The sequence below is a fragment of the Leuconostoc sp. C5 genome (assembly GCF_056530425.1).
On sequence record NZ_CP134351.1, the window covers coordinates 808,835 to 832,952 of the forward strand.

22 protein-coding genes, 1 pseudogene and 1 riboswitch are annotated in these 24,118 nt (G+C 35.8%); of the genes and pseudogenes, 18 read left to right on the top strand and 5 right to left on the bottom strand.

The genetic code is table 11. The features are described from left to right. Positions 1-77: 77 nt before the first annotated feature. A riboswitch (FMN riboswitch) is annotated at positions 78-215 on the top strand. A 123-nt stretch (positions 216-338) separates the two neighbouring features. The 5 genes from ribD (at position 339) to RHP56_RS04090 (ending at position 6,730) form a co-directional block, all read left to right on the top strand. Then, on the top strand, positions 339-1,373 hold the full coding sequence (gene ribD / locus RHP56_RS04070; protein ID WP_014324574.1) for a bifunctional diaminohydroxyphosphoribosylaminopyrimidine deaminase/5-amino-6-(5-phosphoribosylamino)uracil reductase RibD: 1,035 nt from the start codon (positions 339-341) through the stop codon (positions 1,371-1,373). Beyond that, the gene (locus tag RHP56_RS04075; RefSeq protein ID WP_011679597.1) at positions 1,373-1,963 is read left to right on the top strand and encodes a riboflavin synthase; all 591 of its coding nucleotides are present in this window, start codon (positions 1,373-1,375) and stop codon (positions 1,961-1,963) included. Before ribD ends, RHP56_RS04075 begins: the two co-directional genes overlap by 1 nt. Before the next feature lie 2 nt (positions 1,964-1,965). After that, on the top strand, positions 1,966-3,159 hold the full coding sequence (locus RHP56_RS04080) for a bifunctional 3,4-dihydroxy-2-butanone-4-phosphate synthase/GTP cyclohydrolase II (protein WP_014324575.1): 1,194 nt from the start codon (positions 1,966-1,968) through the stop codon (positions 3,157-3,159). 24 nt (positions 3,160-3,183) lie between these two features. Further along, positions 3,184-3,654 carry a 6,7-dimethyl-8-ribityllumazine synthase gene (gene ribH / locus RHP56_RS04085; RefSeq protein WP_011679599.1) on the top strand — a complete coding sequence of 157 codons (471 nt, stop codon included), beginning with the start codon at positions 3,184-3,186 and terminating at the stop codon, positions 3,652-3,654. 436 nt (positions 3,655-4,090) lie between these two features. Then, positions 4,091-6,730: a cation-translocating P-type ATPase gene (locus tag RHP56_RS04090; protein WP_042251158.1), complete on the top strand. Its 2,640-nt coding sequence runs from the start codon at positions 4,091-4,093 to the stop codon at positions 6,728-6,730. A 67-nt stretch (positions 6,731-6,797) separates the two neighbouring features. Here RHP56_RS04090 and RHP56_RS04095 read toward each other — a convergent pair whose 3' ends face one another. Next, complete coding sequence (locus RHP56_RS04095) at positions 6,798-7,976, bottom strand: MFS transporter (protein ID WP_102753592.1); 1,179 nt, start codon at positions 7,974-7,976, stop codon at positions 6,798-6,800. 31 nt (positions 7,977-8,007) lie between these two features. Then, positions 8,008-9,678, bottom strand: coding sequence for a glycoside hydrolase family 13 protein (locus RHP56_RS04100; protein WP_102753591.1), 1,671 nt, complete (start codon positions 9,676-9,678; stop codon positions 8,008-8,010). A 212-nt stretch (positions 9,679-9,890) separates the two neighbouring features. On the opposite strand from RHP56_RS04100, the gene RHP56_RS04105 reads away from it, so the two are divergent. Continuing rightward, positions 9,891-10,871 carry a LacI family DNA-binding transcriptional regulator gene (locus tag RHP56_RS04105; RefSeq protein ID WP_102753590.1) on the top strand — a complete coding sequence of 327 codons (981 nt, stop codon included), beginning with the start codon at positions 9,891-9,893 and terminating at the stop codon, positions 10,869-10,871. Positions 10,872-10,970: 99 nt separating this feature from the next. On the opposite strand, the gene RHP56_RS04110 is transcribed toward RHP56_RS04105, so the two are convergent. After that, positions 10,971-11,666, bottom strand: coding sequence for a hypothetical protein (locus RHP56_RS04110; protein ID WP_060461337.1), 696 nt, complete (start codon positions 11,664-11,666; stop codon positions 10,971-10,973). Between the two features lie 240 nt (positions 11,667-11,906). Here RHP56_RS04110 and RHP56_RS04115 point away from each other — a divergent pair, with 240 nt between their 5' ends. The 7 genes from RHP56_RS04115 (at position 11,907) to RHP56_RS04145 (ending at position 17,866) form a co-directional block, all read left to right on the top strand. Next, a complete protein-coding gene (locus RHP56_RS04115) occupies positions 11,907-12,188 on the top strand; it encodes a hypothetical protein (RefSeq protein ID WP_102753589.1) in 282 nt (93 codons plus the stop codon). Positions 12,189-12,205: 17 nt separating this feature from the next. Then, positions 12,206-12,577 (top strand): hypothetical protein, encoded by a 372-nt coding sequence (locus RHP56_RS04120; RefSeq protein WP_102753588.1) that lies wholly within the window; start codon positions 12,206-12,208, stop codon positions 12,575-12,577. 141 nt (positions 12,578-12,718) lie between these two features. Beyond that, entirely contained in the window at positions 12,719-13,309 is a 591-nt protein-coding gene (locus tag RHP56_RS04125; RefSeq protein ID WP_060461340.1) for a type 1 glutamine amidotransferase family protein, read from the top strand. A gap of 65 nt (positions 13,310-13,374) precedes the next feature. Further along, positions 13,375-14,052 (top strand): response regulator transcription factor, encoded by a 678-nt coding sequence (locus tag RHP56_RS04130; protein WP_011679608.1) that lies wholly within the window; start codon positions 13,375-13,377, stop codon positions 14,050-14,052. A 97-nt stretch (positions 14,053-14,149) separates the two neighbouring features. Continuing rightward, positions 14,150-15,040 carry a sensor histidine kinase gene (locus RHP56_RS04135; RefSeq protein ID WP_281446913.1) on the top strand — a complete coding sequence of 297 codons (891 nt, stop codon included), beginning with the start codon at positions 14,150-14,152 and terminating at the stop codon, positions 15,038-15,040. Positions 15,041-15,141: 101 nt separating this feature from the next. Beyond that, positions 15,142-15,897, top strand: coding sequence for an ABC transporter ATP-binding protein (locus RHP56_RS04140; RefSeq protein ID WP_011679610.1), 756 nt, complete (start codon positions 15,142-15,144; stop codon positions 15,895-15,897). 1 nt (position 15,898) lies between these two features. Continuing rightward, positions 15,899-17,866, top strand: a complete 1,968-nt coding sequence (locus RHP56_RS04145; protein ID WP_462794731.1) for an FtsX-like permease family protein — start codon at positions 15,899-15,901, stop codon at positions 17,864-17,866. Between the two features lie 80 nt (positions 17,867-17,946). On the opposite strand, the gene RHP56_RS04150 is transcribed toward RHP56_RS04145, so the two are convergent. Continuing rightward, entirely contained in the window at positions 17,947-18,861 is a 915-nt protein-coding gene (locus tag RHP56_RS04150; RefSeq protein WP_102753802.1) for a LysR family transcriptional regulator, read from the bottom strand. A gap of 123 nt (positions 18,862-18,984) precedes the next feature. Here RHP56_RS04150 and RHP56_RS04155 point away from each other — a divergent pair, with 123 nt between their 5' ends. The 5 genes and pseudogenes from RHP56_RS04155 to RHP56_RS04175 all read left to right on the top strand — a co-directional run bounded on the left by RHP56_RS04155 (position 18,985) and on the right by RHP56_RS04175 (position 23,072). Next, positions 18,985-20,322: an aspartate aminotransferase family protein gene (locus RHP56_RS04155; RefSeq protein WP_258984562.1), complete on the top strand. Its 1,338-nt coding sequence runs from the start codon at positions 18,985-18,987 to the stop codon at positions 20,320-20,322. Positions 20,323-20,361: 39 nt separating this feature from the next. Further along, positions 20,362-20,865, top strand: coding sequence for a serine O-acetyltransferase (gene cysE, locus RHP56_RS04160; protein ID WP_011679613.1), 504 nt, complete (start codon positions 20,362-20,364; stop codon positions 20,863-20,865). Positions 20,866-20,934: 69 nt separating this feature from the next. Further along, positions 20,935-21,480 carry a GNAT family N-acetyltransferase gene (locus RHP56_RS04165; RefSeq protein ID WP_102753684.1) on the top strand — a complete coding sequence of 182 codons (546 nt, stop codon included), beginning with the start codon at positions 20,935-20,937 and terminating at the stop codon, positions 21,478-21,480. A gap of 91 nt (positions 21,481-21,571) precedes the next feature. Further along, the gene (locus RHP56_RS04170) at positions 21,572-22,480 is read left to right on the top strand and encodes an aldo/keto reductase (protein WP_102753685.1); all 909 of its coding nucleotides are present in this window, start codon (positions 21,572-21,574) and stop codon (positions 22,478-22,480) included. A 92-nt stretch (positions 22,481-22,572) separates the two neighbouring features. Beyond that, positions 22,573-23,072 (top strand): annotated as a pseudogene (locus tag RHP56_RS04175) (NUDIX hydrolase). 33 nt (positions 23,073-23,105) lie between these two features. Here RHP56_RS04175 and RHP56_RS04180 read toward each other — a convergent pair. After that, a complete protein-coding gene (locus tag RHP56_RS04180) occupies positions 23,106-24,002 on the bottom strand; it encodes an AraC family transcriptional regulator (protein ID WP_102753686.1) in 897 nt (298 codons plus the stop codon). Positions 24,003-24,118: the final 116 nt, after the last annotated feature.

Genomic DNA, 24,118 nt, shown 5'->3' on the forward strand with positions numbered 1-24,118 from the left:
ATAAGAATTAAAAAGCGTAAAAAATATTTTTGATTGACATTGTAGAATTCTAATGATAAATTAGTTTTGTTAAATAAATTAATCTTCGGGGCAGGGTGTAATTCCCGACCGACGGTGATGGTGAATAACCTCAGTCCGTGACCCGCGATATTTTCGCGGTTGACACAGTGAAATTCTGTGACCGACAGTTAAAGTCTGGATGGGAGAAGATTTGAAATAGTTTAGACGATGCTTTTTTTATATTGTCTAGGTTTTTTGAATTAATCTAAACTACTATAAACCCGATGTGTATTTTTAACGCATCGGGTTTTTTGTCCTGAAAAATTCAGGAGGTAAGTATGAATGATTTAACATGGATGAAGCTCGCTGCAGATGAGGCAATTCGAGCAATGCCGTATCAAACTTTTGAAAATCCTAGGGTTGGTGCAGTAATTGTTAAAGATGGTCAGGTTATCGCGACAGGATATCATGAAAAGTTTGGTGAAGCGCATGCTGAAATAAATGCTTTTAATCGTGTCAAAAACAAGACCGACATTTTAGGTGCTACGCTTTATGTCACTTTGGAGCCGTGTTCCACGCAGGGGAAAGTAGGCTCTTGTGCAGTTCAAATTCAAAATTGGGGACTGAAGCGTGTGGTTGTTGGTAGCATTGATCCGAATCCGTCAACAAATGGAACAGGAATTAAAATGCTAAGATCAGCTGGTATCACTGTCGATGTTTTGAATACAGTTGAAAATAAAGAGATCAACCCTGCATTTCATTATTTTTATACCACACGACTACCATATGTTCAGTTGAAACTTGCCATGTCTCAAAACGGATTTGTTGCTGAAAAATTTGGAAAACGAAAAAAACTGACTGATGAGCTAGCTGATGCTGATGTACACCGAGAGCGTGCAACTAGAAGTGCAATAATGATTGGCAGCGAGACCATGATCACAGATCAACCAATGTTAACTGTACGGCACATCAATATCAGTCATAAACAACCATTGAGAGTTGTTATTGATCGTCGTGGACGGTTGCAAAATACGAACTTTGATTTTTCAAATAATTGGCTGATATATACGGAAAATGTTCTATTTTCAAAACAGCATTCTTATGTCAAATTAATGTCTGGTGCGCTTAAAGATATATTAATAGATTTAGCCAAACAAAATATTCAATCTGTGATGGTTGAAGGCGGACCAAGTTTGATTCACTCATTTTTGAAAGAAAACTTGTGGCAAGAAATGCTAATTTATACAACAGATAAAGTATTATCTAAAGATAGTCTGAAAGGAATATCTGTTAGCCAAAAGCCTAAAAATGAAGTGCAAGTTGGCAATGCTGTCAAAAAAGTCTATATCAATCATCAAGGGGGAACGCAATAATGTTTACAGGTATTACACAAGAAGTTGGTCGTTTAATAAGCATTTATCAGCGTAATGACAAAGAAATGCGCTTAAAAATTGCTGCATCCGAGGACTATTTTTCTGATAGCAGAGTAGGCGATAGCATTATGGTTGATGGCGTTTGTTTAACAATTAATCAGCTAGAATCAAATTATGCTGAATTCGATATTATGGTACCGACTTTTGAAACGACCATTGTTAAATTCTATCAAGTTGGGCAAAAAGTAAACTTGGAGAAAGCACTTTTAGTTTCCAACCGATTTGATGGTCACTTTGTTCTAGGTCATGTAGATCAGACAGCTGAAGTAGTCAAAAAAGAGTACAGTGAAGAAACCACATTGTTAACTTTTAAATTAGCAGACCGTCAACAAATAAATCAAATCGTCAATAAAGGTTCAGTTACTATTTCAGGTGTGAGCCTAACCATTGTTCAAGCGAGAGAAGATGTATTTCAAGTTGGTCTAATACCACTTACATTAACCAAGACAACTTTGGGATTATTGCATGAACGAGATTTGGTAAATGTTGAAACCGATATTTTGGCGAAATATTTAATGAAAGGAAAGTAATAATGACAAGTACTACAGAAAAAGTTAAAACAGCAGTTAAAGAGTTGAAAAAGGGTAAGCTGATTATTTTGAGCGATGACAAAAAAAGAGAACATGAAGGAGATTTGGTCGGTTTAGCATCATTTGTGACGGCAGCTACGGTCAATGAAGCCCTTTCAATTGCAAGGGGTGTTCTAGCTGTACCAATCACTAAATCTCGTGCTGATGAACTCGGGTTAGACCAAATGACGACGCATAATTCTGAAAAATTTGGGACAAAGTTCACTGTGAGCGTTGATCATATTGACAGCACGACGGGTGTTTCTGCGTATGAACGTGCTGCCACAATCAAAAATTTAGCTAATCTAAGTACAACATCTGTTGACTTTGAGACGCCTGGTCATATTTTCCCATTAGTCGCTGAAGATGGTGGCGTACTGACAAGACAGGGACATACAGAAGGGGCTGTTGAGTTAGCTAAAATAGCTGGTGTGCCGCCTGTGGCGTATATAATAGAAATTTTGGCACAAGACGGAACAATGGCTCGAGAAAAAGAACTTAAAGAATTAGCGAAAAAACACGATATATTTCAATTATCAATGCAGGATCTAATTAATTACCGAGAAGACCAAAAACAAGCAGGTATTGACGAGGGACCAACGGTATATTTACCAACTCAATACGGTGATTTTCATTTGACGGAGTTTAGCGTGAATGATGAAGAAAAATCTGATTTGCTTATTCAAAGCAGTCGAAGTTTTGATCAAATTCCCTTAGTTCGCTTACACTCCGAGTGTTTAACCGGCGAAATATTTGGTTCACAACGTTGTGAATGCGGTCCTCAACTGAGAGAAGCGCTCAAAACAATAAATAAGCAAGGTGGGGCTCTTGTTTATCTTCGTCAAGAAGGTCGTGGTATTGGACTTCATGAAAAACTAAAAAGTTATGTGTTGCAAGAAAATAAGTTTGATACGTATGATGCGAATGTTCACTTAGGGCATTTGCCGGATGAACGGGACTATAAAAAGGCTGCCAAAATTTTGAAAATATCAGGATTAACCAAAATTCGCTTATTAACGAATAATCCGGATAAAGTACAGTCGTTAATTGACGAAGGTATTGAGGTTATTGAACAGGTACCCTTAATTACGGGCATTAATGATAAGAATGAACAATATATGCAAACAAAAAAGGAAAAATTTAATCACAAGCTGTGATTGACATTAAGAAGGTAAATAAAAATGATTTATAAAGCTAAGTTAATTGATCAAACAAATAAAAAAATTGCAATTGTGGCCAGCAAGTTTAATGATTTAATTGTTAAGCAACTTATTTCTGGCGCGCAAGAATCTCTAGAAATGCATGGTATTGATGAGAGTAATATTGATATTATTTGGGTACCAGGAGCTTTGGAAATTCCAATGGTTGCGAAAAGAATAGCGCAGGTTCAAAAATATGATGGTATTGTAACACTAGGTGCTGTAATAAAAGGAGACACAGATCATTATGACCTTGTTATTAATGGTGTTGCTAACGGCATTTCTCAAATAAGTTTAAGTACAGATGTACCAATTGTTTTTGGGGTGTTGACTACAGATACTTTAGAGCAAGCACAGCAACGGTCAGGTGCCAAATCAGGAAACAAAGGGGCCGAAGTTGCACTCAGTTTGTTGGAGCTTATTAATATCTTTGAGCAAATAAAATCTATTTGATAAGCGTTTCTCATATTGCGGATATTGTTTTCATTTTCTATTCTTTTTTGTTTACGTATAATACAGCGTTTGTTCAGTTATGTTACAATAGAAGTATCATACTAATTAGATAAGAATAATCATTTTTATTCTTCTTTTATCATATTCTCATATATCATGAGAGAATAAATTTTGACAGCGAAGAGCGTAACTGAGTTACGTAGAGACATACAATGACTAATTTAAGATGGAAATGATTCATTTTTATCTATAAAGCGCAATGATCAATCAAGTGAGTGTTAGGGACTTCGCTTGAATTGATCATTATTGTTGCGCTTGTTCTTGAATAGTATGCAACTGCCAACATGAACACGCTGGGAAAAACGTGTCGTGGCCACATTTTATCATGTGGTTTTATAATCTTTCCATAAGCAGTAAACAAAAAGGAGGACACTAAATGGAAGCATTCCGAAGAGGTGTTAAGGAAACAATCGCATCGCATCACGTTGATATGGGGAAAGGCTTAGATGCTGAGCAAGTTTCTAAAAATCGTGAAGAATATGGTGCCAACGTTTTTGTAGCTGAAAAAAAAGTTTCATTATTGAAAAAAATCTTAATCAGCCTAAATGATGTTGCTACAATTATCTTGCTAATTGCGGCAGTTATTTCGTTTGTTGCTACATACTTAGAAGATACTGGGAACTATTTTGAAAGTCTCTTAATTATTGGTATTGTCGTTATTAATTCGGTCTTATCAATCGTTCAGGAAGGAAAAGCTGAAGATTCATTAGCAGCCTTGCAAAATCTCAATCGAACGCAAGTTAAAGTTTTACGTGATGGACAGATAGAACAGATTGACGCGGATGATGTTGTGCTTGGTGATGTATTGGTTGTCGAAAATGGTAGCGCAATCGCCGCTGATGCCCGGTTAATTGAGGCTATTGAGCTTCAAGCTGAAGAGTCTGCTTTAACAGGTGAAAGTTTGCCGGTTGAAAAGAATGCAGATGCCACGTTTAAACCAGACGATGAAGTTGGTCTTGGAGAACGAATTACGATGGTATATCGTGGGACGACGATTGTTAACGGTCATGGACGAGCAATTGTTACAGCCGTTGGTATGCAGACTGAAATGGGTAAAATTGCAAGTCTACTTAGTAATGAGTCAAAAATTCCACTAACACCATTGCAACGACGTTTAGTTCAATTAGGAAAAAATATCTCTTGGGTAGCTATAGGTGCCGCAGTGGTTGTGCTTGGGCTAGGTATTTACCAGGGCATGGATTTGAAGCATATCTTTTTGACAGCAATTTCGCTGGCCGTTGCGGTTGTTCCAGAAACATTAGCAGTAATTGTTACAATGACGCTGGCGCTTGGCGTCCAACGAATCGCACAAAAGCATGCGATTATTCGACGGTTACCAGCAGTAGAAACCTTGGGAACAACGAATGTTATTGCTTCCGATAAAACGGGTACATTAACGCAAAATAAGATGACTGTTCGAAGGGTGTGGCAAGATGAACAGGATCATTTGACTAATATTGCAGATGGATTGGACGATGCTACTAAGGAAGTGTTATCTTTGGCAGCCATATCAACCAATGTTTCGGTTAAAACTGTTGAGGGACAGACTGTTTATGATGGTCTACCAACAGAAGTAGCGTTAGTAAGAGCTATTGATAAAGAAGCGACACGGGAAGAGTTGTTAGAAAAGTATCCGCTAGTCGAACAGATACCGTTTAATTCGACGAAAAAAAGAATGACCACCGTCCATAAGCAACCAGAAGGTGGCTACATTGCGATTACCAAAGGTGCATTTGATGTTTTGCTTCCAATGATTAAGCATGGAAATCGTGATAAAGCTGAAAGTGTTAACAAAACTTTCGGTGGACAGGCATTACGTGTTCTGACGATTGCTAAAAGAACATTTGATGTTATGCCGGAAGCGCCAACACAAGAATTTTATGAACAAGATTTGACATTGGTGGGGCTAGTTGGTATTATCGATCCGCCACGCCCAGAATCGGCACCAGCAGTTGAAAAGGCTCGTCTTGCAGGTGTTAGAACAATTATGATTACCGGAGATCACGTTGAAACGGCTAGTGCAATTGCACGTGAAATTGGCATTTTACGTAATGGGGATCAAACAATTACAGGTTCAGAGTTAGCTAAATTATCAGACAAAGAGCTAGATGGTAATGTCCAGAAGTACAGCGTATATGCCCGTGTAACACCAACTGACAAAATTAGAATTATTAAATCATGGCAACGTCAAGATGCAACCATTGCGATGACTGGAGATGGTGTCAACGATGCTCCAGCATTAAAAGCAGCAGATGTTGGTATTTCGATGGGTGAGACAGGGACAGATGTTGCCCGTGAAGCTTCGGACATCATTTTGACAGACGATAATTTTGCGACGATTATTAATGCTATTTCTGAAGGACGTGGTGTTTATGTTAAAGTTCGAAAGACAATTAATTTCTTATTAAGTGCCAATATATCCGAGTTATTAGTGATCTTGATAGCCATGTTGCTGGGGTGGGGCTCGCCATTGCTACCCGTACATCTGTTGTTCATTAACCTGGTATCAGATGGTTTGCCAGGATTTGCTCTTAGTCGTGAGCCAATGTTAACCAACGTTATGAACGAACCGCCGATGCCTAAAAATACTAAGTTATTTGCACAAGGGTTAGGTCGTCAAATCGGCTTAAATGCTGCTTTATTTGCGATTGTTACCTTGGCAGCCATCTGGGTTGGGCAAAATGTTGTCTTTGGTGGTTTGCAAGCTAACGAACAAATTGGTCAAACAATGGCTTTCACCATTCTGTCATTGACTTCTATATTCCACGTGTTCAATATTCGTTCAGAAAAGACGCTTTTTGCTATTAGTTATCGTGCGAATCCTTCGTTAGTTAACATGGCAATTTTAGCGACAGTAATTACCTTGGTGATTACGTTAATACCATTTACACAGACGTTATTTGGTTTAACGGCGCTTTCATTAGGACATTGGATTGTGATTATAGTTCTTTCTTTAGCACCTACAATCGTTATTGAGTTGTTGAAGTATGTACGCCCAACATTGTTTAAAGTGTGATAAATGAAAAAGCTTTGTCCTTGAGACAAAGCTTTTTTGTTATATATTTTAAACCTATTTATGATCATTAATTCATAATATTTTGATGTACTTTTTTCTGGAAAAAGGTTTGGTAAATCAATACAATCATTGTCAGAATGATCAACAACCAGAATGCTGTTAAGAATGGACCAGCATGTGTCGTTAATGAGTTCAGTTTTCCTAATTCGCTTAAGAACAAGGGGGTTGAGAAAGACCCAAGATTTGCGCCAATTAATAGAGTTGAGTTAGCCAATGTTTCCGATCCTTTTGGTGCTATAACACTGACTAGCGAGAAGATATAAGACCCTACAAGTGGATATGACATACCGCAAACAACAGCACCAAGTGTGACACCAAAAACGCTATGAAAACTAACCATAATTAATGAACCGAGCGCCATAAATAAAATGCCTAATGGTAAAATAAATTTTTTAACAAAACGATAAATACGTCCGAAAAGTATGCCCATTACCATGCCCATCAGTGTATTAGCTGAAATAATCAAACTTGAAACGGCGCTTGATTTTGAAAGATCAGTGACTATAATATTTGGAACCTGAATAATAACTGCTGTAGTACAAGCAACCATGAACGCTAATAATACTGTCATAATGAGGACAGGTAAGTTAATACGCTGTTTATTATTATCGCTACCTTGTGGGATAGGTGGTTCTGGCACTACTTTTAAAAAGAAGGCTAGTAGTGGGAAAGCCAAAAGATAGATTAAAAATGAAGCATGCCAGTTAATTAGCACGAGTAAGCCAACGACAATGTTTAAAATTGAAACACCAATTTGCTCCGTAGCAGAACGAAAACCAAGCATTTGAGAACGCGTAGGGTCTTCGTAAAATAAATCAATGATAGTGATGGCAAGTGAATTAAACAGGCCAATACCACACCCCACGATTAACCTTGAAATTAAAATTAAGATGAAACTATGGGAGAAAAACGGAAATACACCGGCTACGCCCGTTAAAATCAATCCAATTGTAATCGTCCTCTTAATACCAAGTTTTTTGGAAATGAAACCAGAGAGAAGTAATGTTATCATAACTGAAAATTGCTGTATGGTAGCAATCATATCAATTTGTGATACGGAAATATTTGGGAAACTCTTCGCCATTTCAGGTAATGCAGAGGAAATGGCTGTACCTGTTGTGATCATAACAGATACGGATAAAACAGCTAGAACAAAAATTTTAGAATGAGGATTTTTTTGATTCAAAATAGCACCTTCTTTTTGTCAGAAATTTTGATTATTTCGTCAAAAGATAAACTTTGCTTTCATATGGGCGTAAGGTTGTTCCCTGATCACCTAAATAGTTATTGATTAACAATTCTGAGAACTTCGTTTGTCCATAGTCACGGGTGACTACTTTGTCAGTGAAGTTGCTCAAAACAAGAACAGACTGTTCTTTATAGTGACGAAGGTATGCGTATACCTGGTTGTCTTCAGAATCAATCGCTTCAAACGTTCCATATCTAACAATCTCTGAATCATGACGAAGTTGTATTAGCTTCTGGTAATGATAGTAAACGGAGTCGTTATCAGATAAAACATTTTCGGCATTGATTGCTGTGTAATTTTTGTTTGGTGCATACCAAGGTGTCACATTTGAAAATCCGGCATTTTGTTGGTTATTCCATTGCATAGGGGTTCTCGCATTATCACGTGACATATTAGCTAAATACTTTAGCATTGTTGCGCTGTCAACAATCTTTTGCTCATCAACAAACTCGTGATAAAAGTTGACTGACTCAATATCTTCATATTGTTCCAAACTCTCAAAATGACCGTTAGTCATACCTAGCTCTTCACCTTGATAAACGTAGGGTGTTCCTTGCATCATATGCAAGGTAGTTGCTAACATTTTAGCAGATAATACTCTGAATTCAGGTTGATCATTTCCAAATCGAGAAACTGCACGTGGCTGGTCATGATTATTCCAATAGAGACTATTCCATCCCTTGCCATCTAATCCAATTTGCCAACGATTTAAGGAAGCTTTCAACTCCACTAGATTAATAGGTTCGTCATTCCATTTACCCAGTCGTACGTCCGGATTTGGGCTGAGGGAAACATGTTCGAATTGGAAGACCATGTTCAATTCATGACTATCTAATCCAGTATATTTAATCGCATCTTCAGGGGTTGAGCTAGGCATTTCACCAACAGTAATTGTGTCGTATTTGGACAGTACTTCGTCGTTCATTTGGCGTAAAAATTCGTTAAGTCGGTGACCATCTGCTACAAAATCCATTGTTGTTCCTGCAGTTACTGGTTCTGTGACATCAGGCAAGCCTTCAGGTTTAGAAATTAAATTGATTACATCCATTCGAAATCCATCAACACCTTTATCCAACCAAAAGCGTTCAATATCGAAAACTGCCTCGCGAACTTCAGGATTTTCCCAATTGAGATCTGGTTGTCCTTCGGCAAACATGTGTAGATAGTATTGCTTTCGTTCAGGAACATAAGTCCAAGCAGAACCGCCAAATGCTGCAAGCCAATTATTTGGTTCATGTCCGTCTACTGGATCCCGCCAAATATAATAATTGGCGTACTCGTTAGTTTGATTCTTGCAACTTTCTTTAAACCAAACATGTTGATCTGACGTATGATTAACAACCAAATCCATCATAATTTTAAGATCTAGGCGATGTGCTTGTTGAAGTAAATCTTCAAAATCCTGCATTGTGCCATAATTTGGGTTAATATTGCGATAATCAGCAATATCGTAGCCGTTGTCTTTATTTGGAGAGACATAAATAGGATTTAACCAGATGACATCAGCACCCAAGTTATGGATATACTGCAATCGTTGAGTGATACCGGCAAGGTCACCAATACCATCGTTATTACTGTCTTGAAAACTCATAGGATATATTTGATATACTACTGAGTCCTTAAACCATTGTTTTGTCATTGTTTGATTCTCCTTTTTATTTTGTACTCATAGATTACCACTTTGCGTAAACGTTTACAATCCATTTATACCAGTACAGTAAACGTTTACTTAGTGTAATAATTGATTTAATCATAAGTGCACGACAAAAATAAGAATTTATTTAATTTATACGATGGAGTAGTGTTGGGATATAATAAAATGAGGTAGTAAGTTAGAAAACGGGGTTAATGATGTCAGTTACAATTAAAGATGTTGCTAAAAATGCAAATGTTTCAATCGCAACTGTTTCCAGAGTGTTAGCGGGTAAAAAAGAAGCCTATTCTCTAGCAACTGAAAAAAGAGTTCATAAAGCAATTCAAGAATTGGGCTACAAAAAAAATAAAGCCGCAGTAGAATTGGTGACCATGAAAAGCAATGTTATTGCAATTTTGGTATCAACGCCCAAAACAAATTTTGCGATGAAAATCATTGAAAGTATTCAAAAAAATGCCTATAAGAAGGATTTGAGTGTGATAATTTTATTTGTGGGTGATAATGATGAAGAGACGCAAATTAAAGCACTTAATACTGTTATTGAGCGACCGGTCAAGGGCATATTATTAATTTCCGTAGAATTATGTGGTGATGCTATCAACCTACTAAAGAATAGTGGCATTTCGAATGTATTTGTTTCAACTGCAATGAGTAAAGAATCAAAGTTTGTTTCTTCAGATGATTTTAAAATAGGATATGAAGCAACCAAGTTTTTGATTCACAAAGGGCACAAAAAAATTGGTTTATCGAGTTTGGAAGTGGATAAATTTATAGGTCAGCAACGAGTAGCCGGCTATTTGTCAGCTCTGAAGGACCATCGTATTCCGCAAAATGATGATTGGATTTTTGATGGCGATTACTCATATGAAAGTGGTGTAGCATCAATGCAATATTATGCATCACAAACGGATATAACAGCAGTTATTGGCGCGAGCGACTTGGCAGCAATAGGCATTATTAATACAGCTCAAAAATTAGATATTAATGTACCAGATCAACTAGCAGTGATCAGCATTGACGGCACTTATTTAGTTGATATTGTTAGCCCCCGTATCACGAGCGTCACACAGTCATTCTATAATATGGGAGAAACTGCTTTAAAAATGTTGTTTAGTAAAGGCAATGAGTCCAGTCACATTTATACCTCTTTTCAGATAGACGAACGCGAGAGTAGTTGAATAAAATGAGAATGATTTCAGAATATATTTGTACTAAAAAGACCCCTATACATTCATCATGTGATGTGTGCATGGCGGTCTTTTTACAGTTGCAGTCATTTAGCGCGAAATGGACTTTATATGGGCTCGAAGTGTTATCACCAAACCAACAATAATTAAAAAAATACCAATTGCCGCACCAAACAATCCTGTTGATGACGAAGCACTAGGTGAATTTTCATAGGACAATAGTGCATATTGTGTCATCACAATGGCAACTAATCCATCAGCTAAATTTAATGATTTTAAATAAGTAATAATTGGACTACGAAAATGACGAGCTTTAATCCAGCCAACGACGGATGTCACAATTTTAGTGAAGCCAATTAGTGCAATTAGCAACACAATACTCTGATTATATCGTTGTGGTTCGTTTACGATATACATATAAATCGATAATGTAACAAGAGCCATGCCCAGTAAACCGTATAAGATACCACCTTCTCGCAAGTATCTAATTTCAATTTTTTCTCGCTCTAAGGGATTTATGTTTGAAACTCTAATTTGACGATATCGCCACAAAAAGTATGATCGAATAGCCAGTAAAATAATATAATAGCCACCAAATATTAAAAACCATAAAGATAAAAAGAATATACCAATAGTTAATTTGATAAGCGCAAATACCAAATTAGATATTGTGCTTGCGGCATTATATAGAACTACACGATCAGATTTTTCTGAAATGTGATGTCTTAAGTTGTGATGATCAATGATGTCATTAAATTTTGTCGTTATTTTTTTGATGAGCTGCATATGATTATCTTTCGTGGAATGATATATGGCGTCCAGTTAATCAGTTAAAGAATTCAATTCTCATTGTATCAAAAATTTGCTGATAAAACGCAGTAACGCTTAAGATTAACAAATTGTAAACAAAAGTATCGATGTTTTGATTAATAAAACGTCATTAACAAAACCGAAACAAAACCTTAGCAATTTATAAACAAAGTAATTAGATAATTAATTCAATCAAAAGGATAAAGGAGATAAGAGATGGCAATTGTATTAAATATCATTATCGGAGTTGTGACAGGGTTAGGTGTCGCATTTTTGGGAAATGTGGTGAAACAACCTGGTACAGTATTGAGGAAAAACATCACCCTTGGCACTGGTATTTTGTTAGGTAGCTTGGGTGCAGTTTCGGCTGATCAACTACTAAATTACGGACCCACACTGATGGAAACTAACTTTGTACCAGCCATTGCAGGCGGCATAGTGTTATCATTTGTCGGCGTATACGCAGGAAAACGATGGGTACATTTAGGCACAAACTAAAAGGATAGTGGAATCTAATGAAGAAAAATGACTTTATAATCTTACTAGGGTGGATTAGTAGTGGCTTTCTATTCGCAATTGGGATGTGTATGGTTTTACTACCGGAATGGGGCGTAGAGTTACAAGGTGCAATTCTAGGTGGCGTTGGTATTATTAGTGCTCTAGCTGTATTTTTGGCTAAACGTAAAATGGCAGGAAAAGCGTTATGGATTTGGAATACTAGAATCGTAGTAATCAGTTTGTTTGGTTTTGTTAGTGCGATCGTATTTGGATTAGGTATGGTAATGACAATGGTTTGGGGGATGATGACTTTGGGTATTATTCTAGGATTTATTGGCGTACTGATGTTAGCTGCCTTGCTACCAATGGTTAAGGGATTTGAAGAATAAGGCTGAACTCAATTATTATTTTTAATATTAGAAAAGGCATTGTTGATTACATAACGATGCTTTTTTTGTGTCGATATGCGAACTTGTGTTCCCTTTTTCTATATGATAAGCTATTTAAATATTAAGAAAGAGGAATGATACATGAAAACAGCAGTGTTTCTTTTGTTAAACGAATATGCAGATTGGGAAGGTGCCTATCTATCAAGTCAATTAAATCAATTAACCGATTGGACAGTCAAAACTGCTTCCATTCAAAAAACTATACACTCCATTGGTGGTTTTCAGACTAAAGTAGACTACTCTATTAACGAGATTCCTCTAGAAACCGAGTTACTTGTTTTGATTGGTGGTAATTCATGGCATATCAACAGCCTTGAAATTACTAATCTAATCAAAAATCGTTTAGTCGCGGGGAAAACGGTGGCGGCCATTTGTGGTGCAGTTGATTTCTTGGCTAAAAATGGTTTATTGAATGATAAAAAGCATACTGGTAATTCAGTATATTTGTGGCAGAGTTATGAGCAATATACAAACTTGTCTAGATTCTTGGAAGAACAAGTTGTAGTAGATGAACCTTTAATTACTGCCAATGGAACAGCAACCTTAGAGTTTACAAATCAAGTTATGAAAACAGTTCACGCACTGCCAGTAGATCAAATTGATAAAACAACCAATCTGTACAAACTGGGATTTTACAAGTATTGTGACAAATTCGGTAATCCCTATGCTTAGCGAATGAGCTTGCATTTATTCATGATTTGGTTTACCTTCAAGTAAGTAAATAAAGGACACAAATTATGAAATATAAAATTTTTATAGTTGAGGATAATCAAGAAATCGTAAGCCTGCTGAAAAAGGGTTTGATTAGTTGGGGACTAAGTGCAGTTAGTTGTAAAGATTTTAATCAAGTTGAAGAGGAAATTACAATGCATTCACCACATTTAGTGTTGATGGATATTAATTTACCTTACTATAATGGTTTTTTTTGGACACAGAAAATACGTCAAAATAGCATGATACCGATAATTTTTTTATCTAGTCGTGATGAAGAAAGTGATATGATTCTGGCCATGAATTTCGGCGCAGATGATTACATTACTAAGCCGTTTAACATAGATTTATTAATCGTAAAAATTAATGCATTGCTGAGACGCGAATATAGCTTTAGTGTAGAGAAAAAGCATTCTCAATTTCAAGGTTATACCTTGAATATTATTGATAATCAGTTAATATATGACAGTCGAGAGGTAGTTCTCTCCAAAAATGAAACAAAGCTATTGTATCTTTTATTTACTCATCCAAATCAACTTGTTACCAGAGAGGACATTATGGCTACTTTGTGGGATAACGAGATGTTTGTTGATAAGAATACGTTAGCGGTCACGCTAACGAGATTGCGTAACAAAGTAACAGAAATTGGATTTTCAAAGTATTTACAAACTGTCAAAGGTAAGGGGATTAAGCTTAGTGATTAAAAAAATATTTGGCTTAGCGTTGCAGTTTTTATCTGACTTTTGGTATCTGTACGCCTCATTTATGTTAACTTTTCTTTTGCTAATGTGGAGCGTGATTATGCGATCACTAAGTTTAGACTCGATGTTCGATGTCCTTTGGGGTGGTTGTTATATTTTAATTGTAATTACTTATATTTTATTTTGGAAATGGTACCGAGCACACAAGGGACTGATTCAGTTGCTGTGCGAAGAAGAGGTACATACATTATCAAGCATTGCGACCTTGTCTAGTCACGAACGAATGTACCAACAATTAATTAAAAAGCAACAATTGCATCAAGAAAAAATGCAGGCACAGTTAAATGAAGATGCAAATGACATTCAAGATTACTATGCAATGTGGGCCCATCAAATTAAAGTACCGCTGTCCGTTTTAGATTTAATGAATCAAACTGGGACAATTGAAAAATATGAAACTAGTAATCAATTGTTAGTGATCAATCAGTATTTGGATATGATGTTGCAGTTTATTCGTTTAAAAAACTTCAATCAGGATATAGCGTACCAGGATATGAGTGTCCAAAAGTCTTTAAGATCGGTGATCAAAGATTATAAATATTGGTTCATCCATAAAGATTTAGCTGTTAGCATAAATGAATTTGATTTTTCTGTCGTTAGTGATGCCAAATGGCTTCGATTTGTATTTGAACAAGTTATATTTAATGCAATTAAATATACACCTCAGGGCAAAATAAATATTATTTGTCAAAATGACAATCAGGTCATTATTAAAGACACGGGCATTGGTATTGCGCAAAATGATTTACCAATGATTTTTAATCAAGGCTATACAGGATTTAATGGGCGCATTAATAGTAATGCGAGTGGCCTTGGTTTATACATGGTTAAAAGAATTTTAAATAATTTAGGTCACGATATAACCATTCAATCTGAAGTAAATGTTGGTACAACAGTCATAATTAATTTTCAACAAACTGTAATTAAATAAACCTTACAAAGTTGTAAGGTGTGGAGATGATATGTAAGGTTAATCATCTCTTTTTTAATTTAAAATAGAATTATGATAAACGATATAGGAGAATAAAATTCATGACACTACTTAAAGTTGAGCATTTGAAAAAAGAATATCAGAGTAAATTTAAAAATAATACAGTTGTTGCCTTGGCGGATGTCAGTTTTGAGGTAGAGAAGGGTGAGTTCATTGCAATCATGGGTGAGTCTGGTTCAGGTAAATCGACTTTGCTAAACTGCATTGCCACACTTGATCAACCAACAGCAGGAACTATTTCTTTAAATAATCAGAATTTCAAACATTTGTCAGATAAACAATTAGCTGCCTTTCGCCGAGATCACCTAGGATTTGTGTTCCAGGATTTTAATTTGCTTGATACAATGTCGGTTGCGGATAATATATATTTACCGCTTATACTAGCTAAAAATACAAATAATAAGGAGCAGAAACTGAGTAATCTTGCCAAACAGTTGGGATTACAGGATCTGTTGAATAAGTATCCATATGAGTTATCTGGCGGACAAAAACAGCGAGTGGCTATTGGCAGAGCGTTGATCACCAATCCAGAAATTTTATTAGCTGATGAACCAACAGGAGCTTTAGATTCTAAGAATTCAGCTGATATTTTGTCAATATTTGAACAATATAATCAGCAAAATCAAACAATATTAATGGTTACGCATTCTGCTTTGGCCGCTAGTCATGCTCAAAGAGTTTTATTTATTAAAGATGGAAAAGTGTTCCATCAGACATACCGAGGGAATAAAACGGAGCAAGAAATGTTACTGACAATTAGTGATGCCATGACTAATTTATTAGGGGGGATTGATTAAAATGTTGTATTGGAAATTAGCTTGGCAATCAATTGTAAAAAACAGGTTAGAGTACTTACCATTTATGTTAGCAGGCAGTGCTGCTGTCGCTTTGAACATGGTTATTCAGTTACTTATTTATTCAAAAGGGGTCAAAAAATTAGCAGCCAATGTATCTGTAATTGAAATGCTTACTTTTTCTCAAATCATAATTGCTATTTTTTCTATTATTTTTCTGCTCTATACCTATAGTTTTCTAAGTAAACGAAAACAGTCAGAGTTTGGTCTTTTCAGCATTTTAGGGTTACAAAAAATTGATCTGATTAAAATTAGCTGGAGACAACAATTTATTTCTTTTCTGGCAGTTACTTTTTTTGGCCTCATTACTGGTGTTGTGTTCAGTAAAGTATTAATCTTACTATTTATGAAGCTCGTGGGTGGTACCGAATTCCAGCTAAACATCACAGCCGTGTCCATAGTATTTATTGTTGTATTTTTTATGATATGTTTTTTATTCTTGCTGATAACAGACATATTTTCGATTTTTAAACTTAAAACCATATCTTTATTGCATGCAACTAAAAAGGGAGAATCAGAACCCAGAAGCCATTGGGTATTATTTGGCCTTGGACTAGTCCTGCTAACAATGGGATATTATATTTCCTTAACGGTTCATTCACCTTTAAAAGCAATTGGTCAATTCTTTATAGCTGTACTGTTAGTTGTTTGTGCGACATATATTCTGTTCATCGTAGCTTCGACGATTATTTTAAAAGTAATGAAACGAAATGGAAAGTATTACTACCAAGCAAATCATTTTATAACTGTGTCGAATATGTTATTTAGAATGAAGCAGAATGCAACAGGTCTGGCTAGCATTACGCTATTAACAACTATGTCGCTGGTTGTTATTGTTACAACAGTTTCAATGTTTGTTGGACAAGAAGACTACATCAATCAACAATTCCCGCGGGCTGTTATTTTGACAAGCTCATCTGACCGTAAAGTGCCCATTAAGTCTGTGAGAAAAGTTGCTAGTAATAATGGTATAAAAATAGACAAACCCTACAAATTAGAAATTAGTACTGCGATAGCTGGGGATTTAACGACTCAAGGGAAGCTACAACCTTTAACTGGTGATTCCGTTGGGAGTGCCGACAATTTGTCTGAAATCCAGTTCATAACAGAAAAACAGTATAAATATATGGCCAATAATAGCTCAAACAAGTTAAAGGCTAATGAAATATATGTCTATGATAGACAAGGAACATTCAATGGGGGCAATATCACTTTTTTGGATAAAAACTACCATGTGAAAAGCGTGTTGAAAAAGATTAAAGGGATTCCTAGCGTTCAGCCTAATATGACACATTCACTGATAGTAGTTGTGCCTTCTAAGAGTGTTACAAGTGCTCTAGGAAACGAGTTTAATGATTTAGGTGATACGAAACAGAATATTACTTATAAGAACCAGTTATTATTCAATGTCACAGGTACTGAGCAGCAAAGAGAAAAATTCTTAAAAGAGGTATCTCAAACATACAATATTACGAGTGAAGATAGATTTTCAACAATATCTGTATTAAAAGAATTTTATGGTGGCTTTTTCTTTATTGGTTTAGTATTCTCAGTTAGTTTTATTATGGCAACTGGTTTGATTATTTATTATAAGCAAATATCTGAGGGACGTTCTGACCAAAAGCAATTCGATATTTTGCAAAAAATAGGCATGTCCAGTCAAGAAGTTAAGCAAACGATTCGTTCACAAATCATTTGGATATTTGGTCTGCCTGTGGTTGTCGCGATTATGCACTTATGTTTTGCGATGCCAATGATTCATAAAATTCTGCAATTGTTTGGTATAATTATTGGTCCAGTAGTTTATCTGACCACTGTACTAACAGTGATCTCGATAGTCTTAATTTATTACTTAATCTATCTGAAAACATCGAAAACATATTATCAGCAGGTTTCAAGAAAAATATCTTAGAAGTGTGTTAGAAAAAATAAAAAAGCGATTTCAATCACTGAAGTCGCTTTTTAAATTTGGCAAAATTAAACTTATAAAAATCAATTAAAGTTTTTTAAAACTGCAGTTGCTTGATCGGTAATCATTTGCGACACGATTTTAATTGCAGGAATTCTTTTTTGTGGCTTACGTTCTAAAAGGTAGATTTGTCTCTTGCTTTTAGTATCGAAATCATGAACAAAAATTCCATTCATATCAGTACCCGCAGTAAGTGCTAAGGAAGGCAAAATGGAGATACCGAGTTGTGATTTCACTAAGCTTTTTATAGCATCATAACTGTGAATTTCACTAACGACATCAGGGTCAAATAAATTTTCTCGGCACATTTGGATGATATGATTGGATAAATATGTATTCTTGGGTTCTATGATCCACTTTTTTGATGCTAAGTCTGAAAAGTGCTTAATTGGGAAAATACTTTTATCGTCTTTACTTGAGACTACTAATAATTTATCTTCGCCAATATTGGTCGATATGATGTCTGAATTGGGAAAAGTGACCTTTTTTTCAAAATAACCGGTTAAAACAATATCAAATTTGTGTGACCGAAGTCCTAATAAGCTTTGGTCGGGTTCTTCTTCATATATTCTGCATTCTATACTTGGAAAAGTTTGATTAATCTTTTTTATGACAGGAATAAGTATAGAATTTAATGCGCTGGTGAAAGTTGCAATTCTAACAATGCCAGTAATTTCACTTTGTCGTGTTTTAAAATCATTTTCGATCGTTTCTAATTCTGATAAAACTGGCTGGGCTCTCTCCACTAGTTCTTGTCCAGTTTGGTTCAGATAAACTTTCCGTCCTTGTTTTTCAATCAGCGTTAATTCTAAATCGTCTTCAAGGTCTTTTAATTGCTGTGATATTGTTGCAGGACTAACAAATAAAGCCTCAGCAACTCGATTCATTGTTCCTAGTTCGGCTAGGTGGGTTAAAATTTGCAGTTGCCAAATATTCATTCATATTACCTCAATCATTTAGAAAAACTGAACTATATCGTCAGATACTTTATCTTTTCATTAATTTTATATTGCTTTAAAATTAATTTCAAGTTAACTATTAATTGAAAGAGGTATCTGAATATGATAGAAGCATTTGAAAAATCACAGGAACCGTGGGCTGATGTAGAAAAATATGTTGGTCGGTACGCTGGAATGGATTTTAGTCCCGATATTATTGATCACGCAAAAGGAACCTACTTGTTTACAGAATCAGGTGAAAAAATACTTGATTTTACATCAGGGCAGATGAGTTCTACATTAGGACATTCAAATCCGGAAATTGTTACGACTTTACAGCAAACCGTACAACGATTGGATCATTTATATAGCGGAATGCTTTCGCGACCTAATATTAATTTGTCTAAAAACATTGCCAGTAAAACAGGGGGAAATTTAAAAAAAGTTATTCCGTTGTCGACTGGGTCGGAAGTTAATGAAGCCGCTTTGAGAATGGCTAAATTGGTCACAGGAAAATTTGAGGTTGTCTCTTTTAATAAATCATGGCACGGTGTGACGCAGGCTAGCGCTGGTGCTACCTATGCCTCAGCTAGAAAATCAGGGGCACCAACGTCTCCAGGTCAACTTTCAATTCCAACGCCGTATACATACCGTCCCAATTTTTTCAATTCAGAAGGAGAATACGATTGGCACGAAGAACTAGATTATGGATTTGAAATGGTTGATGCACAATCGGTTGGTAGCCTAGCGGCTTGCATTGTGGAACCAATTGTATCGGGTGGTGGTATTCTGGTGCCCCCAAAAGGATACTTGGCAGCACTAAAGGAAAAATGTCGCGAACGTGGTATGCTACTGATATTTGATGAAGCGCAAACTAGCTTAGGTAGAACTGGTGAATGGTTTGCATATCAGTACGATGACGTTGAACCTGATATTTTGACTTTATCAAAAACATTGGGCTCGGGTCTACCCTTGGCAGCATTAGTTACGACGGATAAAATTGAAAAAAAGGCTCATGAAAAAGGATTTCTTTTTTATACATCGCACGTAAACGATCCCTTGGTAGCAGCTGTTGGTTGCACAGTTATGAATATTATTGAACGTGATAATTTATGCCAAGTAACTAAGGAAAAAGGAAATTATTTACATGACGGATTGCAGAAACTAGTCGATGAATATGATATTGTTGGGGATGCTCGCGGTCGTGGGCTTCTGCAAGGATTAGAAATTATAAAAAGTAAAAGCAATAAAGAAAGATCTGAATTTATTGGTGATGAAATTACAAAACGCTGTTATAAACTAGGGCTTCATATGAATATTGTTAATCTGCCAGGGATGGGTGGTGTGTTCAGGATAGCTCCACCATTAACTGTTAGTTATGAGGAATTAGATAGCGGTCTGGCAATACTAGAACAGTCTATTAAATCTGTTCAAAATGATATTAACCTTGGTAATTTATAGAATACTCAAAGGAGAATAATTATTTTTGAAAATATTAAAATGATCAGAAATTACGATCCCGCCATTTCTTCTAATTTGCAAATTATTTTAACTTATTCTGGTTTGCATGCCGTTTGGTTTTATCGCATTAGTCATCAGTTGTGGCAACTCAATTTGAAGCTTCTTGCGCATCTATGTTCGCAATGGGGACGTTTAATCACGGGAGTCGAGATACATCCTGGCGCGCAAATTGGGAGACGTCTGTTAATTGACCACGGTTCTGGAACTGTGATTGGTGAAACAGCAATTATTGGTGATGATGTTATTTTATATCATGGTGTAACTCTAGGCAGCACCCATCATGCACTTGGAGATACAAGTCGCCGGCACCCAAAAATCGGCAATCACACATTGATTGGTGCCCATGCTACTATTTTGGGAAATATTACAATTGGAAATCATGTGAAGATTGGAGCTGCAACAGTGGTCTTACATGATGTTCCAAGCCACGTGACTATCGTTGGTAATCCTGCGCATATATTGCACAAAAATCCGAATATCTAATAAAAATAATGTAATATTATCATAATTGTGTTAGAATTTATGATATTCTAAACGTTATGAGGGAAAATTATGAGTGTTTACTTTAAAAGTACGATAGAGAATAATCTTGCTATCGCGGTGACCGAACTAAGCCATGCCGATGAAATATTTGAGTTACTCTATAATGATCAAGAAAACATCGGTCAATTTCTTGGGTTTGTGGCATTAACAAAAACAAAAAAAGACGAAGTTAATTATATAAAGAAAAAAATGCATGGTATCGCAGATGGTACTGATGCCTTGTTTTCAATTATTCGAGATAATCATATTGTGGGTGTAATTGATCTTCATTATATTGATTCAGAGAACAAAAAAGCAGAGATAGGATATTGGCTAGATTCAAAATTCCAGCATCAGGGTATCATGACCAAGTCTGTCCGTAAGATTTGTGAGTATGCTTTTGAAAATATTGGTTTGAATAAGTTATCATTGTTTGCCGATGTAGAGAATATTGGCAGTAATGCAGTTGCCAAACACGCAGGTTTTTCATATTTGGCAACTCATCCGGATTACTATGTTCATCGTGGTCAATTGCGCGATATGAATGAGTATTATCTGCTCAAACGAGAATTTTAAATGTAACAATTAAGCATGAAAACAGTATTGTTGATTAACCTGCTATATAATTAAGCTAATTAATAGTTAGTTGAATGTAGAGAGGAGAATCATGTCACATAATCAAAAAGAAAGTAATAAGGTTTTGAAATTGGGCATTGGCACCAACAAAGTGGGCGGTCATAATTTATTCGAGGGCCTACAAGATGAAGACGGCTTTGATATAGTTCGGGAAGCATTAGATTCTAAGGTCCAAATGATTGATACGGCTTATATGTATGGTCTTGGTCGCTCAGAAGAAATCATTGGGGAAGTTCTTAAAAAGTACCCCCGCTCAAGCTTTAAAATTGCTACTAAAGCGGCACAAGATCCAGACAATGATTTAAAAATAAATAATACACCAACTTTTCTTAAAAAAGCAGTTGATGATGCCTTGGCAAGACTTCAGACGGACTATATTGATATTTTCTATATTCATTTTCCTGATGAAAACACGCCCAAAGATGAAGCAGTTGCTGCTTTAAATGATTTGAAGAAATCTGGGAAAATTCGTGCAGTCGGTGTGTCAAACTTCAGTTTAGAACAAATTAAAGAAGCTAATAAAAATGGTCAAGTAGACTATGTAGAAGATGCATATAGTTTAGTGCACCGCGAAGCGGAAAATAAATTATGGCCATACTTGCAAGAAAACAATATTGGTTTTGTGCCATATTTTCCATTGGCTTCTGGATTGTTAACAGGAAAGTACAGCTTGGCGGATGCTGATAAGTTTGATCAGTTTACAAAAGAGCAATTTGAAACAATTATCTCTGCCTTAAAACTTGTTGAGAAAATATCGGAAAATCACAATGCTTCAATTTCGCAAACTATTCTGGCTTGGTATATTGCTAATCCCAGTATCAGTGCGGTTATTCCGGGGGCGCGTAATGCAAGCCAAGTGACCAATAACGTTGCTACATTAAACATTGACTTAACTGAAACAGAATATCAGCAAATTGACACTGCCTTTGAAAATTTTTAGGTAGTGTTGTACTATAAATTTATATGAAAAAGCAAGTCATATTACTGACTTGCTTTTTTACGCTATTCACACTTTAGAAAGAAGGAATGGATATGGAAAAATATCATCGTGCATTTGGCGTTTATGGCATTATTTATTCAAGCAGCAAAGGGATTGTTGTCATAAAAAAGAATGGTGGACCTTACATTAATCGTTTTGATTTGCCGGGTGGTAGTTAGAAGATGGTGAAGAATTATCGCTTGCTATTAAACGTGAAATAGCAGAAGAAACAGGTTTGACGGTTCAGAAATATAGTCAGTTGGGAATTACTAGTTTTAAATATCCTTGGGATTATTTAAATTACCACTATAATCAACACATCGCTGTATTTTATGATGTTGAAGAGTTGTCTGGCAAAATTGAAGAGATAGCACCACAGTTTGATGGGCAAGATTCATTAGGCGCTGTTTTTATACCGCTTGAAAATATTAGTATTCGTAATGCTTCACCATTGGTTTTAAAAGCAAAGGAATACTTATTGAATAATCGTCGTTTTGAAGATGAAGATACGATATTTGATGAGTGGACCGTGTTGGAAAATGCTGTATTTTAAGAAAAGTACTGATTGTTAACAGTCAGTACTTTTTTATTGATGACTTTTACGATATTGATAGGGAGTATTTTCAGTCCATTTTTTAAATTGTCGTGAAAAATGAGCGGGATCTCGGTAACCCAGCGCTTCACTAATGTTAATCACACTCAAATCAGGCATTTGCAGTAACCGCTTGGCTTGGGCAATTTTTAATTTTGTTAAATATTGTCGTGGCGCGTATCCATAAATGTTTCTAAACACTTCTCCGCCATAACTTGGACTAATTTTTAAATCACTATAAATTTTGTCGATACTTAAGCGTGACGAATGATCGCTAACAATGAAATCTTCGTTAAAATAGCTGTGGATATTTTTTTGCAAAGTAGTTCTTATACCATAAGCAATTGAACTGGCTATTTTAAGTTGTGAGGAGTTAAGTGGTGTGTGTTCTAATATTTCACTAGAAAATAATTGGAAAATAAAATCAGACAGTAACACGTGAAGTTTCAACTCATCCTTAAAAGTGTACGCCATATTCTTATTTAATACATCCCGTAATTTGTCCAAACTTTTTATAAGAGGGATATTTTTTAGTGAGCCGTTAGGAAAATTAAGGATACCCTGATTTATTAAATTTGTGACGAATCGTTCATCATCTAAATTGAAATGAAAATTAAAGTAGGTTGTATTTGTTAGACTAGTTGTTTCGTGCCATACATTGGGATATAAAACCATAATATCTCCAGATTCTAGGCGAATTGTATTATCAAAGGCCGTTACATTGATTGCGCCTTCGACAATGTAAAATACTTCAAATGCCAGATGACGTTCAGAAGGGTAGTGCCAGCCAGATTTGATATCTTGCTGATGACCGCCAAAGAAAGAGATGTTCCAATCTAATGCGGGTAATCGTATTGAGCCTTGGAGCTCTTTTTTTTCGAATGATTTCATTTGATAACCTCAAAAAGGGCTGTTTTATCATAAATAAAGCGCTTACATTTAAGATAATTATGCCCCATAATGAAAGCGTTATCAAGAGTTGTAATTTTATTCTAACACAAAGGAAG

What these genes read in the sequence shown, in the direction of transcription:
- RHP56_RS04080 (WP_014324575.1), top strand. Translation starts at nt 1,966, where the DNA reads ATGACAAGTACTACAGAAAAAGTTAAAACAGCAGTTAAAGAGTTGAAA.
- RHP56_RS04120 (WP_102753588.1), top strand. Translation starts at nt 12,206, where the DNA reads ATGAAGAAAAATGACTTTATAATCTTACTAGGGTGGATTAGTAGTGGC.
- ribH (WP_011679599.1), top strand. Translation starts at nt 3,184, where the DNA reads ATGATTTATAAAGCTAAGTTAATTGATCAAACAAATAAAAAAATTGCA.
- RHP56_RS04140 (WP_011679610.1), top strand. Translation starts at nt 15,142, where the DNA reads ATGACACTACTTAAAGTTGAGCATTTGAAAAAAGAATATCAGAGTAAA.
- RHP56_RS04130 (WP_011679608.1), top strand. Translation starts at nt 13,375, where the DNA reads ATGAAATATAAAATTTTTATAGTTGAGGATAATCAAGAAATCGTAAGC.
- RHP56_RS04170 (WP_102753685.1), top strand. Translation starts at nt 21,572, where the DNA reads ATGTCACATAATCAAAAAGAAAGTAATAAGGTTTTGAAATTGGGCATT.
- RHP56_RS04075 (WP_011679597.1), top strand. Translation starts at nt 1,373, where the DNA reads ATGTTTACAGGTATTACACAAGAAGTTGGTCGTTTAATAAGCATTTAT.
- ribD (WP_014324574.1), top strand. Translation starts at nt 339, where the DNA reads ATGAATGATTTAACATGGATGAAGCTCGCTGCAGATGAGGCAATTCGA.
- RHP56_RS04100 (WP_102753591.1), bottom strand. Translation starts at nt 9,678, where the DNA reads ATGACAAAACAATGGTTTAAGGACTCAGTAGTATATCAAATATATCCT.
- RHP56_RS04180 (WP_102753686.1), bottom strand. Translation starts at nt 24,002, where the DNA reads ATGAAATCATTCGAAAAAAAAGAGCTCCAAGGCTCAATACGATTACCC.
- cysE (WP_011679613.1), top strand. Translation starts at nt 20,362, where the DNA reads ATGATCAGAAATTACGATCCCGCCATTTCTTCTAATTTGCAAATTATT.
- RHP56_RS04145 (WP_462794731.1), top strand. Translation starts at nt 15,899, where the DNA reads ATGTTGTATTGGAAATTAGCTTGGCAATCAATTGTAAAAAACAGGTTA.
- RHP56_RS04165 (WP_102753684.1), top strand. Translation starts at nt 20,935, where the DNA reads ATGAGTGTTTACTTTAAAAGTACGATAGAGAATAATCTTGCTATCGCG.
- RHP56_RS04135 (WP_281446913.1), top strand. Translation starts at nt 14,150, where the DNA reads ATGCGATCACTAAGTTTAGACTCGATGTTCGATGTCCTTTGGGGTGGT.
- RHP56_RS04090 (WP_042251158.1), top strand. Translation starts at nt 4,091, where the DNA reads ATGGAAGCATTCCGAAGAGGTGTTAAGGAAACAATCGCATCGCATCAC.
- RHP56_RS04155 (WP_258984562.1), top strand. Translation starts at nt 18,985, where the DNA reads ATGATAGAAGCATTTGAAAAATCACAGGAACCGTGGGCTGATGTAGAA.
- RHP56_RS04125 (WP_060461340.1), top strand. Translation starts at nt 12,719, where the DNA reads ATGAAAACAGCAGTGTTTCTTTTGTTAAACGAATATGCAGATTGGGAA.
- RHP56_RS04110 (WP_060461337.1), bottom strand. Translation starts at nt 11,666, where the DNA reads ATGCAGCTCATCAAAAAAATAACGACAAAATTTAATGACATCATTGAT.
- RHP56_RS04115 (WP_102753589.1), top strand. Translation starts at nt 11,907, where the DNA reads ATGGCAATTGTATTAAATATCATTATCGGAGTTGTGACAGGGTTAGGT.
- RHP56_RS04105 (WP_102753590.1), top strand. Translation starts at nt 9,891, where the DNA reads ATGTCAGTTACAATTAAAGATGTTGCTAAAAATGCAAATGTTTCAATC.
- RHP56_RS04150 (WP_102753802.1), bottom strand. Translation starts at nt 18,861, where the DNA reads ATGAATATTTGGCAACTGCAAATTTTAACCCACCTAGCCGAACTAGGA.